Annotated in this window: 11 protein-coding genes; 8 read left to right on the top strand and 3 right to left on the bottom strand. The window is 66.9% G+C overall.

The features are described from left to right. Positions 1 to 21: 21 nt before the first annotated feature. Positions 22 to 921, bottom strand: a complete 900-nt coding sequence (locus AruCF_RS11335) for a LysR family transcriptional regulator (RefSeq protein WP_006387054.1) — start codon at positions 919 to 921, stop codon at positions 22 to 24. Positions 922 to 1029: 108 nt separating this feature from the next. Here AruCF_RS11335 and AruCF_RS11330 point away from each other — a divergent pair, with 108 nt between their 5' ends. The 6 genes from AruCF_RS11330 to AruCF_RS11305 all read left to right on the top strand — a co-directional run bounded on the left by AruCF_RS11330 (position 1030) and on the right by AruCF_RS11305 (position 6845). Continuing rightward, positions 1030 to 2022, top strand: a complete 993-nt coding sequence (locus AruCF_RS11330; RefSeq protein WP_024069315.1) for a Bug family tripartite tricarboxylate transporter substrate binding protein — start codon at positions 1030 to 1032, stop codon at positions 2020 to 2022. 34 nt (positions 2023 to 2056) lie between these two features. Beyond that, positions 2057 to 3103, top strand: coding sequence for an Ldh family oxidoreductase (locus tag AruCF_RS11325; protein ID WP_049073323.1), 1047 nt, complete (start codon positions 2057 to 2059; stop codon positions 3101 to 3103). 27 nt (positions 3104 to 3130) lie between these two features. Beyond that, positions 3131 to 4102: a Bug family tripartite tricarboxylate transporter substrate binding protein gene (locus AruCF_RS11320; protein ID WP_049073322.1), complete on the top strand. Its 972-nt coding sequence runs from the start codon at positions 3131 to 3133 to the stop codon at positions 4100 to 4102. A gap of 4 nt (positions 4103 to 4106) precedes the next feature. Further along, a complete protein-coding gene (locus AruCF_RS11315) occupies positions 4107 to 4877 on the top strand; it encodes an MBL fold metallo-hydrolase (protein WP_049073321.1) in 771 nt (256 codons plus the stop codon). A gap of 174 nt (positions 4878 to 5051) precedes the next feature. Then, a complete protein-coding gene (locus AruCF_RS11310; RefSeq protein WP_235432773.1) occupies positions 5052 to 5846 on the top strand; it encodes a transporter substrate-binding domain-containing protein in 795 nt (264 codons plus the stop codon). A gap of 150 nt (positions 5847 to 5996) precedes the next feature. Then, positions 5997 to 6845, top strand: coding sequence for a class I SAM-dependent methyltransferase (locus tag AruCF_RS11305; protein WP_049073320.1), 849 nt, complete (start codon positions 5997 to 5999; stop codon positions 6843 to 6845). Positions 6846 to 7648: 803 nt separating this feature from the next. On the opposite strand, the gene AruCF_RS11295 is transcribed toward AruCF_RS11305, so the two are convergent. Next, positions 7649 to 7864, bottom strand: a complete 216-nt coding sequence (locus AruCF_RS11295) for a hypothetical protein (protein ID WP_006395668.1) — start codon at positions 7862 to 7864, stop codon at positions 7649 to 7651. A gap of 276 nt (positions 7865 to 8140) precedes the next feature. Between AruCF_RS11295 and AruCF_RS11290 the strand changes: the two genes are divergently transcribed. Beyond that, positions 8141 to 10153, top strand: a complete 2013-nt coding sequence (locus AruCF_RS11290) for a DUF4034 domain-containing protein (RefSeq protein WP_049073318.1) — start codon at positions 8141 to 8143, stop codon at positions 10151 to 10153. Between the two features lie 168 nt (positions 10154 to 10321). Next, positions 10322 to 11194 carry a leucine-rich repeat domain-containing protein gene (locus tag AruCF_RS11285; protein WP_049073317.1) on the top strand — a complete coding sequence of 291 codons (873 nt, stop codon included), beginning with the start codon at positions 10322 to 10324 and terminating at the stop codon, positions 11192 to 11194. Positions 11195 to 11287: 93 nt separating this feature from the next. On the opposite strand, the gene AruCF_RS11280 is transcribed toward AruCF_RS11285, so the two are convergent. Next, positions 11288 to 13405, bottom strand: coding sequence for a TonB-dependent siderophore receptor (locus AruCF_RS11280; protein WP_049073316.1), 2118 nt, complete (start codon positions 13403 to 13405; stop codon positions 11288 to 11290). Positions 13406 to 13456: the final 51 nt, after the last annotated feature.

Here is a 13456-nt window from a genome sequence, read left to right as displayed (position 1 = left end):
CCGGTTGAACCGCGCACCCGCCTACTTCTGCCGCGCCTCCACCCGCTGCGACAGCAGGTCGTAGAACAGCCGCGCCACCGGATTCAAGGTCTTGCCGCGCGGATGGATCAGCCCGATCGTGCGGCTCACGGCGGGATTGCGCAGCGGCACGCTGACCAGCGTGCCGTGATCCTCGTCCGGCATCGCCAGCCGCGGCACCACGCCCACGCCCAGGCCCGCCTCCACCATGCTGACCAGCGCCGGCACGTGCTGCACCTCGCAGAAATGGCGCGGCCGGCTGCCGCTGTGCACCAGCGCCTGGTCCATCAGGAAACGATTGCCGCTGCCCTGCGCCAGGGTGATGTACGGATGCGCCTCCAGGTCGGCCCAATCCACCGACTTGCGTTTGGCCAGCGGATGCTTGCGGCTCACCGCGGCCACGAACGGCTCTTCCAGCAGCGGCTTGAACTCGATCTCCGCGTCATTGGCGCCGATGTAGGTCAGCCCGAAATCCGCGTCGCCGCGCGCCACCGCCGTCAGCACCTGCGAGGACGACTCGTCGATGATGCGGATGCGGATGCGCGGATAGCTGGCGTGGTATTCGCGGATCACATCCGGCAGGAAATACGCCACCGCCGACGGCACGCAGGCAATCGTCACCATGCCCGACAGGCGCTCGGCCACGTCGCGGATGCCGACCAGCGCGCTCTCCAGCTCATTCAGCACGCTGCGGGCGCGCGGCACGAAGCCGCGGCCGAGGGTGGTCAGCTCGACCTTGCGCGTGGTGCGCGTCATCAGCTGCACGCCCAGCGCCGCCTCCAGCTTGTCCACGCGGCGCGACAGCGCCGACTGCGACAGGTGCAGCGCCTCGGACGCGGCGCGGAAACTGCCCAGGTCGGCCACCGCCAGGAAGGCGCGCAGATCGGCAAGATCGAAATTCATGCGTTTTCATCAAGAATTGAACGAATTTTTGCACTTTACTCGATTCCGAGGGCGGGGCACGATGTCTCCCAGCCGCAACCAATAGCGGCCCGAACAGGAGACCCACCCATGAAGCCGTTACGGAGAGCCTGCCTGCGCACCGCGCTGGCGCTGGCCGCCGCCCCCTTGTTGTCGTCCGCCCCCTTCTCGGCCCACGCCGACGCCTGGCCGCAACGCCCCATCCGCCTGCTGGTGCCCTACGGCCCCGGCGGCAGTTCCGACGTGGTGGCGCGCGCCGTCGCGGTTGAAATGTCGCGCGACCTGGGCCAGCAGGTCATCGTCGAGAACAAGGGCGGCGGACAGGGCAGCATCGCCACGGTGGAAGCGGCGCGCGCCCGGCCCGACGGCTACACGCTGATCCTGGGCCACGTCGGCACCCTCGCGGTGAACCCGACCATGATGCCCAACCTGTCGTATGACCCGCGCCGCGACTTCGCCCCGATCATCCTGCTGGCCAAGCTGCCCATGGTGTTCGCCGTGGGCGCCAAGGTGCCGGCCGCCACCCTGCCCGAATTCGTGGCGCTGGCGCGCGCCAAGCCGGGCGTCCTGAACTACGGCTCGGCCGGCAACGGCAGCGCCGGCCACCTGGCCTTCGAAATGCTGAAGACCGCCGCCGCCATCGACGTGGTGCATGTGCCGTACAAGGGCACCGGCGCCCAGGTCACCGACCTGCTGGCCGGCAACATCGACGCCGCCGCGGCCGGCATCCCCGGCCTGCTGCCGCATGCGCAGGCCGGCAAGATCAAGATCGTGGCCGTCGGCTCGGCCCAGCGCCTGCCGATCCTGCCGGACGTGCCCACCGTGGCCGAGCAGGGCTACCCCGGCTTCGAAAGCTCGCAGTGGTTCGGCCTGCTGGCCCCGGCCGGCACGCCGCAGGAAGCGATCTCGCGCCTGCAGGCCGCCGCCCAGCGCGCCCTGCGGACCGACGCCGTGCGCCAGCGCCTGGCCCATGACGCCGCCGAGCCTTCCGGCGCCGGCCCGGCCGAATTCGCCGCCTTCATCGACGCCGAAGAGCGCCGCTGGAGCCAGGTGGTGAAAGACGCCCGTCTTTCCGCCGAATAAGTCCCCCTCTTTTCTCACACAAGGATTGCTGATCATGGCCGCCACTGCTGGCTCCCCCTCCCTCGTCCCGGAAACCGAACTGCGCGAGCTTGGCGTGCGCGCCTTCGAAGGCCTGGGCCTGCCGCGCCAGGACGCCGTCGACGTGGTCGACATCCTGGTGCTGGCCGATCTGTTCGGCCTGTCCACCCACGGCCTGTCGCGCATCGAGTCGTATGGCGAGCGCCTGCAGGTCGGCGGCATCAACCGCCAGGCCCGCATCCGCGTGGACAGCCCCGCCCCCGCGCTGCGCCTGGTCGACGGCGACAACGGCGTCGGCCCGCTGGTCGGCATGCACGCGCTGCGCGCCGCCATGCAGGCCGCCAGCGAATGCGGCGTGGGCCTGGCGTTCGCCCGCCAGAGCAACCATTTCGGCCCGATCTCGCCCTACGGCCTGATCGCCGCCGAGGCCGGCTACGCCAGCATCATCGGCAGCAACGCCACCACCACCATCGCCCCCTGGGGCGGCACCGACGCGCGCGTCGGCAACAGCCCCATCGGCTTTGCCGTGCCGAACCCGGACGGCGCCCACTTCCTGCTCGACATGGCCATGAGCGTGGTGGCCCGCGCCAAGATCCGCAACGCCCTGAAGGCCGGCCAGGCCATCCCCGACACCTGGGCCACCGACGCCCAGGGCTGCCCCACCACCGACCCCAAGCAGGCGCTGGACGGCTTCCTGCTGCCGATCGGCGGTCACAAAGGCTACGGCCTGGCGCTGATGGTGGACCTGTTCGCCGGCCTGCTGTCCAACGCCGCCTACCTCACCCACGTCAAATCCTGGGTCGACGCGCCCGACGAACCGCAGAACCTGGGCCACTTCTTCCTGCTAATCGACACCCGCCGCCTGGGCTCGACCCAATGGCTGGCCGAACGCATGAACGACTTCGCCGCCATCCTGCACGCCAGCCCGGCCGCCGACCCGGCCCGCCCCGTGATCCAGCCCGGCGAGATCGAACTGGCCAAGCTGGCGCGCCAGCGCGCCCACGGCATCGAAGTGGCCGCGGACGTCCTGGCCCTGCTGCGCCAACACGCCGGCCAGGGCTGAGCCGGCATCCCGGAGGAGACCGACAACATGAAGAACATCGCCCGACTCACCCTGGTCCTGGCGGCGGCGCTGGCCGCGCCGCTGGCCGGCGCCGCCGACTATCCCAGTCAGCCGATCCGCCTGATCGTGCCCTACGTGGCCGGCGGCGCGGCCGACATCACCGCGCGCGTGGTCGCCGCCCGCATGGCCAAGACCCTGCAGGGCACCATCGTGGTCGAGAACAAGCCCGGCGCCAACGGCATGATCGGCACCGACTTCGTCGCCAAGGCCGCGCCCGACGGCTACACCCTGCTGCTGGACGCCAGCGGCCCGCTGGTGGTCAACCCGTCGCTGTACAAGAAAACGCCCTATGACCCGCTGAAGGATTTCGCCCCGATCAGCCAGATCACCAGCTACCAGTACGCGCTGGTGGTGCCGCGGCAATCGCCCGCGCACAGCATCGACGACCTGCTCGCCGCCGCCCGCAAGAAACCCGGCGCCGTCACCTACGGCTCGGCCGGCCTGGGCGCCGGCGGCCACCTGGCCGGCGAATTGCTGGCCCTGCGCACCGGCACCCAGCTGACGCACGTGCCCTACAAGGGCAACGCCCAGGCCCTGACCGACGTGCTGGGCGGACAACTGTCCTTCACCTTCGACACCACCGTCACCGCCACCCCGCACATCCAGTCCGGCAAGCTGCGCGCCTACGCCGTCACCGGCCCGCGCCGCGCCTCCAGCCTGCCCGACCTGCCCACCATGCAGGAACTGGGCTACAAGGACTTCGTCATCACCCAGTTCCAGGGCCTGTTGGCGCCCGCCGGCACCGATCCGCGCATCATCGCCACCCTGCATGACGCCGTGGTCCAGGCGGTGAAGGACCCGGAAGTGGTGCGCAAGCTGGCCACCGAAGGCGGCAACGAAATCATCGCCGGCACGCCCGAGGAATTCACGCGCCAGTTGCGCGACGACCTGCAACGCTACCGCCAGCTGATCAGCGAAGCCCACATCACCGCGGAGTGACCCCATGTACCAGATCGACATCCTGATCCAGGGCTACCCCGGCCGCGCCGTCTGCCATGGCGGCCTGGGCTGGAGCACCAGCACCCTGCTGCGCTCGGACCGCCACAGGATCCTGGTGGACGTCGGCGCGTTCGGCGTGCGCCACCTGCTCGGCCGCCACCTGGACGCCTGCGGCGTCGCGCCGGCCGACATCACCGACGTCGTCCTCACGCACGCCCACTACGACCACGCCGTCAACTTCACGCTGTTCCCCAACGCCACCGTCTGGATCGGCGCGCGGGAAATGGAATGGGCCGCCGCGCAACCGCCCGGCTTCAACCCGCTGCCCGAACTGTACGTGCGCGAACTCGACCGGCTGGACCGCGTGCGCCGTATCGGCGACGGCGACGCCTTCCTGCCCGGCATCACCGCCATCGCCGCGCCCGGCCATACCCCGGGCCACCTGCTGTTCTACGTCGACGATCCGCGCCAGCCCATCCTCTTCACCGGCGACGCCGCCAAGAACCGCGCCGAACTGGTCTCGGGCCAGGTGGTCGACACCGCCGACGCCGCCGCCAGCCATGCCAGCCTGGAACGCATCTGGGAATGGTGGCGCAAGCGGCCCGGCACGCTGCTGGTGCCGGGCCATGACCTGGGCATGAAGCTCGACGCCGATGGCGCGCCGGTCTATGTCGGCGAGCGCCGCGCCGCGATCAATGCGTGGTTCGGGGATGACCTGGAGCCGCAACGGATCGACCTGTGCTGTGCGCCGGGTGCTGGGCGGTACAGCGTGTGAGTTGGCGGCTAAACGGAGGGGGCCATCTGCTATCACCCTTCAGCCGTCGTTGTCGCCTCGTGAACTATCCGCTATGGCCTTGAGCCGTCCGCAGCCGCCTGTGAGCCTTCCGCCACGGCAGGCTGCCATCCGCAACCGCCTTTGAACCTCCCACTGCCCTCCGCGAACACCACCATGACTGCGCTTTCCAGTACCGCCGCCCTTTCCAACGCACCCGCCCATTCCGGCGCCGCCAACATCCCCGCCGACATCGTCCAGGCCTTCACCCCCACCGGCGTGCTGCGCGCCACCATCAACCTCGGCAACCCCATCCTGGCCACCCGCGACGCCAGCGGCGCGGCCGCCGGCGTCTCCGTCGACCTGGCCCGCGCCTTCGCGCAGCGGCTCGGCGTCGCCCTGGAACTCATCGTCCTGGACAGCGCCGGCAAGGCCGTCGACACCGTCAGCCAGGACGCCGCCGACATCGGCTTCTTCGCCATCGACCTCAAGCGCGCCGCCGGCATCGCCTTCACCGACGCCTACGTCCTGATCGAAGGCGCCTACCTGGTGCGCAACGATTCGCCCCTGTGCGAGATCGCCGAGGTCGACGACCCGCGCCATCGCGTCACCGTCGGCCTGGGCAGCGCCTACGACCTCTACCTGACCCGCGAACTGCAACGCGCCGCCATCACCCGCGCCGCCACCTCGCCCACCGTGGTCGACACCTTCCTGCAGACCGGCACCGACGTCGCCGCCGGCGTGCGCCAGCAACTGGAAGCCGACGCCCGCCGCCTGGGCGGCCTGCGCCTGCTGCCCGGCAGCTTCATGACCATCCGCCAGGCCATGGGACTGCCGCGCGGGCGCGGCGAAGCGGCGGCGCGCGTCCTGGCCGACTTCGTCGAAGACATGAAACGCAGCGGCTTCGTGGCCCAGGCCCTGGCCCGCCACGGCATCGACGGCGCCGCCGTCGCGCCGGCTGCCGGCCGATAGCCACCGGCTAGTCGGCCGACCCGCGCACGGCTCAACGCCGAGCAGGCCCGCCCTGTCGGCTGCCGGACGGAAAGCCACCGGTTTCGTTAAAATGACGCTTTCCGCCTTCCACTGCGCCCCGCCCCACGCGGGGCGCATTGCCTTACCCCCATGTCCGACAAAACCCACGACATCCGCCCCGGCCAGTCGATCGAACTGCTCAAGGCCCTGCACATCCTGACCCGCGACGGCAAGATGAACCAGGACAGCCGCCGCAAGCTCAAGCAGGTCTACCACCTGTTCCAGTTCATCGAACCGCTGCTCAAGGACGTCCAGCAACAACGCGGCGCCGTCACGCTGGCCGACCACGGCGCGGGCAAGTCGTACCTGGGCTTCATCCTGTATGACCTGTTCTTCAAGGAACAGCCCGAGGCGCTGAAGAACGGCTCGCACATCTACGGCATCGAAACCCGCGAGGAACTGGTCAAATCATCGGAAGAACTGGCGCAGCGCCTGGGCTTTGGCGGCATGTCGTTCCTGAATTTGTCGGTAGCCGAATCCATCACCTCCGACAAACTGCCCGCCACCATCGACGTGGTCACGGCCCTGCACGCCTGCAACACCGCCACCGACGACGCGATCCATTTCGCGCTGGAGAAAAAGGCCAAGTACATCGTGGTCGTGCCCTGCTGCCAGGCGGAAGTGGCGTCGGTGCTGAGGAAGAACAAGGCCAAGGCGCTCGCCGATCCGCTGGCGGAGATCTGGCGGCATCCGCTGCACACGCGGGAGTTTGGCAGCCAGATCACGAACGTGCTGCGATGCTTGCAGCTGGAAGCGCATGGGTATCAGGTCAGCGTGACCGAGCTGGTGGGGTGGGAGCATTCGATGAAGAACGAGCTGATCATCGCGCAGTACAAGGATCTGCCGCGTCGGAAGCCGGCGGAACGGCTGACGGAGATGCTGGATCGGATCGGGTTGCAGGAGTTGAAGGATCGGTTTTTCCTGCCGCAAGCGGCTTGAGAATTGAAAAAGGACCTTGCGAGGTCCTTTTCTTATTGAACGCTCGTCTCGGATAGGGATGAGAATGTCACCCTTGGCATTGCTGCCAATGTGCGTCACGCCCATACTCATCTTGCGATCGCAACAACGATCGTCCGGATTGACAGCCGGAATAGCAAAGGCGGATACCCGCCGCAATAGCGGCGTTTTCATATCCGAAGGCTGACGCACGTCCCTCCATGGGCGAGCCTTGGCTGGGGCACGTTCGCGTGCGCTGGTTGCCTTTGCTACCGGTCTGTCAACCCGGCCTTGCGCTCGCCCGCCCCGACCGAGGACGGGGCGCGAGCTTAACGACAGAGGCAGCCGCGATGAACGACCACTCCTATACCCTTGACCGCTGGGCCACGCCGGATGATCCGGAGAGCGTCCCTATTCGGTTTGCTGATCTTCGGAAGATTGAGCGAGCTTGCCAGGGAATCTGGGCCATCGCCCGGATTGTGGGAAACAGCGCGACGGAACCCGAGAGTACCGGGGCGGCGCCACTGGAGCCTTGGGTCAGCGCCAACTTGCTGGGTGGGGTCGAGAGCCTGTGCGATCACATCATGGATCTTGTGGACACGGCGCTTGATGGGACAGGGTTGGAGCTTGGGGGCGTGGCGCCGACGGGGTCAGTGCATTGAAGGGCGTGGCGGCGGCGGGCCGGAATTATCTTGAGGCCTGCCCACCGCAATAGTGAGCGATCCCGAGGATCGGAGGTCAACCGTCGCGCCACCCGTCGCCTCGATAACGACGGCCTGAACACGACGGCCGGAATACGCCTGGATTCAATCCCCAGAGCTTCGACGCAACCGATCCGTCGACTGCTTGTTCAGCCGCTTCGCCTCGGCTTCCGCGTAGTCTTCCTCGCCCTGTTCGTATTTCCCGTCATACATGCAGCTACTGCGAACCAAGCCGCATTCGCCGATGATTGAAGAACAGCCCGAGCTCAACGCAGCGAGAAATAGCACGATACCGTAACGGCCTAGGTTTTGAATCGACATGGAACTCCTTGGTTGTCGAAGTAGTGTACGGGATGGGCGAGAACGGCAACGAGACCCGCACTTACGCGTCGGTCTCGGATCAAAAAAAGAAAGCGTTTCATCACCCGGCGTATGTATTTTGCTGGACAGGCGGGCCACCTCTGCAAATGCAACGCCAATCATTACATTTGGAATTCTTTTTTGTAATTCGTGGTTTTGATTTTCTACCGTGGGCCGCAGATCAGGCATCATCTGCGCCACTGTCCCCCGATCGGCTCCCACTCGTCAGGTAGATCCTTGCGCACGCTCACCACCATCCGCCAAGACCTCCGCGCCCTGGTCCAATCCCGCGCGTTTTCCCAAATCGACGCCTACTACGCCGACCTGGAACAACAGGATTGGTCGCTCCCTGCCAACCAGATTTCGGCGTATTCCGAAGCCGTCCTCTCCGGCACCCTCTTCGACTACAGCACCGTCCCCTACCCGCAAGCCGCCGACTTCCTCCAGGCCTGGATCGCCGCCTGCCCCGACTCCTACCACGCGCACCTGGTCCTGGGTAACTTCTGCTTCGGCCGCGCCGCGGATATCCGCGGCTTTGGCTGGGCAGACAGCGTGACGCAGGATCGCTGGATCGGCGCCGCCCTGGCCTGCGAAACCGCCGCCGCCGCGTTATTGAAAGCCATGACGCTGTCGCCGCGTCCCGTCGCGGCCTGCGTGACCCTGATGCAAATGGCGGCGCATTTCAAAGAGCCGTATTGGCTGCGCCAGTTGTTCGAAGGCAATCCTCCGGAAACCATTACCCACGACGATGTCGAGGAACCCGGCCTGATGGACGCCGCGCTGGCGCATCTGGCGGAATACGGCGTGCCGCGCCTGCAACCGGATCAGGCGCCGCAGTCCCTGCCCGCATGGCTCGCGCCGCGCGCCGAGCACGAAATGGAACAGGGCAAGGATTACTGGCTGCTGCGCGCGCTGGAATTGCGCCCCGGCCACCTGGAAACGCTGATCGCGTATGCGCAGTATCTGCAACCGCGTTGGGGCGGCAGTTACGAGGATATCGACGGCCTGGCCAGCGGCCCGCTGTGCGAGACGCTGACGGAACCGCAGCGCAACGCGATCCGCTGGATCGGCCTTTGGGACGAGCTGAGCGATTTTCCGGAATCGGAAGAAACGCAGGCGGTGCAAGCCCATCGCCAGGCCTTCGAATCGTTCCTGCAGCGCGATCTGCGGCCCCAGGAACGCGGCGAGGCGCTCGGTCGATTCGCGAATTTCGTCAGTTATTCGCTGGGCGACCATGCGCGTGCCCGCGAGCTGCACGCGCAGAGCGTGGCGGCGTTCCCGGGAAATATGTATTTTGACGAAGTGGACGGGCCGTTCCGCAGTTTCGCGCACGTGACGCTGATTCACCACATCCCGGACGACGACGGCGCGTTCAAGCGCGTGCTGGAATGCATGAGCGGCTGGAACCGGTTGGCGACGCCGCTGGGGTTGGTGGCGGTGGCGCATCAGTTCGGGCTGTGGGGATTTGAAAAGGATCCGGCCAAGGCGCAACAACTGCTGGACCGCGCCGCCGAACTCGGCCGCGACCAGACGGACGACAGTTTCAACGTGCTGGCGGCCGCCGCGATGCTGTGGGATGGCGGCGCGCACGAGGAAGGTTATTTCCTGACACGCCAGTTGGCGGATCGGCGTTTTCCCGACGCGGCCAGCAGCATGTACGACATTCACCGCGGCTTCCGCGACAACACGCCCGACCATTATCTGGACGAGGCGGTGCGCGACGAATGGCTGCAACGCGCGGTGGACGATGGTTCGCCGCTGGCCAAGTACAACATGGCGCATCGGCACCTGTTCGACGGCAAAATGGATTTCTCGCGTCGCGAGAATGTCGAGACGGTATTGCGGCTGCTGCAGGAATCGCGCGAAGAACCGCGCGCCGACGGTCTGGCGCGCTTGCGCATCGGGGTGCTGCTGCGCGACCACGGCACCGACGCGGAAAAACAGAGCGGTGTGCGCGATTATCTGCGGCCGCTGGTCGACGAAGACGACGACTGGCGCGCCGCCCGCGCCAGCGCCGAAATCGGATTGGCCTATGCGCGCGGCCACGGCGCCAAGAAGAACCGCTTTGCCGCCATCGAATGGGTCGGACACGCCAGCAAGCTGCAACCGGACGACGAGGGTATCGACGAGATCCATGGCGAGGTGATGAACTCGCATAGTCTGGTCAAGACCATCGGCACGGTGTTCGGGGCGTATCTGGGACGGGGCGGCGTGACGGCGGAGGATCTGCCGCCGAAGCCGGCTGAATAAACTGTCTGGCGGGAAAACGGAGGCGCCTTTCACGGCGCCGCCAAAACAGAACGGCAATCCGGCTCGCCCGGCATTGCCGTTCTGCTTTATTGTTCTACCCTTCGACCATGCCTGTCCCGCTGTCGCCATGCTCGCGCTGCCGACAGACGTAATGACTCCGGAGCCCGTATGTCGCCAGTTTCGTTTTCAACGCCCCAACCCGGCCGCGACGAGCGATGGCTGTTGATGCACAGCCGCCAGGCCGCGCAGGCGCATGGCTCGGATCAAGTGCTTTTCTACGATGCGCCGCCGGATGCGGCCACGCTGGCGACGATCGAATACGTCCATCTATGGGCGCCACCTCTGGACCCGGTGCAGGAATTGCCGGACTTAATCTCCCGACTACCAGCCCTGACCCATCTGTCCATCGGACCCGGCAATATCCAGGCCTCGGTGGTCAAGAACCTGCGCGCCGAGATGCTGCCGGCCAGCCTGCGGCATCTGTCGATTTTTGATTGCCCGGGGTCATATACCTGGTCGGCGGGGCCGATGCCGCAGTTGGAGTCGCTGGAGGTCAACGTTCCGATGCGGTTCAAGGCGGAGGATTTTCCGGCGCTGAAGTCGCTGTCGATGTTGCCGGACAAACCCGGCAAACTGCTCGATCAGGCCTTGCGGCTGCCGCTGCAGGAATTGAAGCTGTTCAATGTCCCGTTCGATGAATCGCTGTTTGCGCGCATTGCGGCGTTGCCCCTGTTATCGCTGGGCCTGATGGCGGGGCGCTCCTTGAAAACGCTGGCGGGAATCGAACAGCTTTCCGGACTGCGTTCGCTACGGCTCAAGAATCAAGGCCTGTTGGAAACCATCCGCCCGATTGCCGCCCTGCCGGCGTTGGAACAATTGAATATCCAGTATTGCAAGCGGATCACCGATATCAATACCCTGGAGGCGCTGCCCGCCCTGCAAGACCTGACCCTGGTGGGCTGCGGCAATATCGGCCTGGGTGTACTGGAAGCCAAGCTGAAAACCAAACTACGACATTCCAACATCGCGGCAACGACATAGCTGCATGAGCGCTCGGCCCCCGCATCATGGATTCGAAAACCTCGAACGCGGGCCGTCCACCGACGCGCCCGCCCCGCCATCAATCCGCCAGCCTCACCACTGATACCCCACCTTCAAACTGACCACCCTTCCCGCCCCCGCGAAGCAGCCGTTATCCAGGTCATAGCATCCCCCGCTATACCGCTTGTCCGTCAAGTTCGACACATTCAACTGCACCTTCGTCCCTTTCAAGCTGGGCACCTGCCGCCCCAGGTCGTAATGCAGTTGCGCATCCACCAAGGTGTATCCCGGCACGCGGAAATCCTGCAACGTCTGGTACCCGCCCCAGCTTCCCCCGTTATGCCGCACCCCCAGCGCCGCGCCCAGGCCGGAGGGCGCATCCCACGCCAGCCAGACGCCGCCAAAGCGCGTCGGCACGCGCGAGGGCGTCCTGCCCACTTCGTTGGCATTGCCTTTGGTGTATTCGACGTTCTGCCACGTGTAGACCGCAATCACGCTCCACTGCGGCGACAGCCGCGCATGCGCTTCCAGCTCCAGCCCGCGCGAGCGGACCTCGCCCGACTGCACGGATAGGCGCGGGTTGGCGGGGTCGGCGCTCAGCACGTTGGTCTGGGTCAGGTGGTAGATCGCCGCGGAGAACAGGGCGTCCCAGTTCTCCGGCTGGTACTTGAGGCCGGTTTCGAACAGCTCGCCCCGGGTCGGTTTGAACGGCTCGCCGCTGGCGGACAGGCTGTTCACGGGCTCGAAGGACTGCGCGTAGGTGGCATACGGCGCCAGGCCATTGCCGAAGCGATACAGCGTGCCGACGCGCACGGTGGTTGCCTGGTCCTTCTGGGTGAAGCCGCTGTGCCATAGCCTGTCGGTGGAATCGATGGTAGACCAGTCCTGGCGCACGCCGACGGTGGTGTGCCAGTTGCCCAGTGCGATCTGGTCCTGCACGTAAAGGCCGGTCAGCGTCGAGCGCATGCCCTTGTCCATGACCGTGGGCGGGACGGGCTGCGGCGCGCCGTAGACGGGGCTGTAGAGATCCAGCTTGGTGCCGTTGTAGGTCGTGCGGTAGTCGCCGTCGCCGCGCATCTGCTCCCACACCAGGCCGGCCAGCAGTTCGTGGCGCGCGGCGCCGGTGGCGAAGCGGCCTTTCAACTGGTTGTCCAGGGTGAAGCTGTCGTAGCGCTCGGTGGAACCGAGCACCTGGCGGTCGATGGTGCGCAGGTCCGGTTGCAAGGCCGCCAGGACCACGGCGTCATAGTCGCTGTCGACGCGGGTGTAGCGGCCGTTCAGGCTCATCGACCAGTCGCCCGCCAGCTTCTGGTCGAACTGGTAGCCCACGGCGCGGATGGTGCGCGCGAATGTGTCGTAGCCCGGCTCGCCCACGTTGAAGCGGGGCGGCAGTTGGCCATGGGGGTTGGGCAGTACGCTGCCGATGCCCGGCACCGACGAGATCATGCCCAGGCCGGGATCGTCCTGGTAGCGCGCGTACAGCGTCAAGCGGGTGGCAGCGCTGGGTTGCCAGGTCAGCGAGGGCGCGACCGCGCGGCGGCGCAGCCAGGTGCCGTCCAGTTGGCCATCGCTGTTCATGGCGGTGCCGACGACCCGGAACAGCAGCGAGCCGCGTTCGTCGGCCTTGCCGCCCAGGTCGAACGAGCCGCGACGGTAGCGGCGGGTGCCGCCCTCAAGCTCAATGAGGCGCACGGCGTCTTCGCGCGGCAGCTTGCTGGTCAGCGCAATGACGCCGCCGGGCGTGGAGGTGCCGTACAGCACCGAGGCGGGGCCGCGCAGCACTTCCATGCGTTCGAGCAGGAAAGGATCGACCTGCTGGCCGCCGAAGACGACGCCGCGGTTCAGGCGCATGCCATCCAGGAAGGTGTCGACGGGGCCGTTGCCCGTGCTGAAGCCGCGGATGCTCATGTCGTCGTAGGCGGTGACGGCGCCCCAGGATTCGGTGGCGACGCCGGGCGCGTAGCGGAAGGCCTCGTTGACCGAGCGCACGTTGCGCGCGTCCATCTGCTCGCGGGTGATCACCGAGAGGGACTGCGGCGTCTCGATCAGGGGCGTGTCGGTGCGCGTGGCGGAACTGGAGCGACGCGGCACCACGCCGTCGTCCTGCGGGATGCCGACGACCTCGACGGACGGCAAGGTGCGCGCGTCCCCCGCCTTGGCCGCTGCGGCCGCCTGCGCCGCGCCGGGCTGGGTCCAGGCCAGCAGCAGCAAATGAAATCCGACGGTAAGAACCCGGGGCGATGCGCATCTGGCGCGGGATTG

Origin of the sequence: Achromobacter ruhlandii, assembly GCF_002082135.1 — a bacterium.
Taxonomy (GTDB): domain Bacteria; phylum Pseudomonadota; class Gammaproteobacteria; order Burkholderiales; family Burkholderiaceae_B; genus Achromobacter; species Achromobacter ruhlandii.
Note: the sequence above shows the minus strand (reverse complement) of the source record. Positions and strands in the feature narration are given on the sequence as shown.

Bases quoted from the DNA above. Each gene is read 5' to 3' on its own strand.
- AruCF_RS11330 (WP_024069315.1), top strand. From the start codon at position 1,030: ATGAAGCCGTTACGGAGAGCCTGCCTGCGCACCGCGCTGGCGCTGGCC.
- AruCF_RS11320 (WP_049073322.1), top strand. From the start codon at position 3,131: ATGAAGAACATCGCCCGACTCACCCTGGTCCTGGCGGCGGCGCTGGCC.
- AruCF_RS11305 (WP_049073320.1), top strand. From the start codon at position 5,997: ATGTCCGACAAAACCCACGACATCCGCCCCGGCCAGTCGATCGAACTG.
- AruCF_RS11285 (WP_049073317.1), top strand. From the start codon at position 10,322: ATGTCGCCAGTTTCGTTTTCAACGCCCCAACCCGGCCGCGACGAGCGA.
- AruCF_RS11335 (WP_006387054.1), bottom strand. From the start codon at position 921: ATGAATTTCGATCTTGCCGATCTGCGCGCCTTCCTGGCGGTGGCCGAC.
- AruCF_RS11315 (WP_049073321.1), top strand. From the start codon at position 4,107: ATGTACCAGATCGACATCCTGATCCAGGGCTACCCCGGCCGCGCCGTC.
- AruCF_RS11295 (WP_006395668.1), bottom strand. From the start codon at position 7,864: ATGTCGATTCAAAACCTAGGCCGTTACGGTATCGTGCTATTTCTCGCT.
- AruCF_RS11310 (WP_235432773.1), top strand. From the start codon at position 5,052: ATGACTGCGCTTTCCAGTACCGCCGCCCTTTCCAACGCACCCGCCCAT.
- AruCF_RS11325 (WP_049073323.1), top strand. From the start codon at position 2,057: ATGGCCGCCACTGCTGGCTCCCCCTCCCTCGTCCCGGAAACCGAACTG.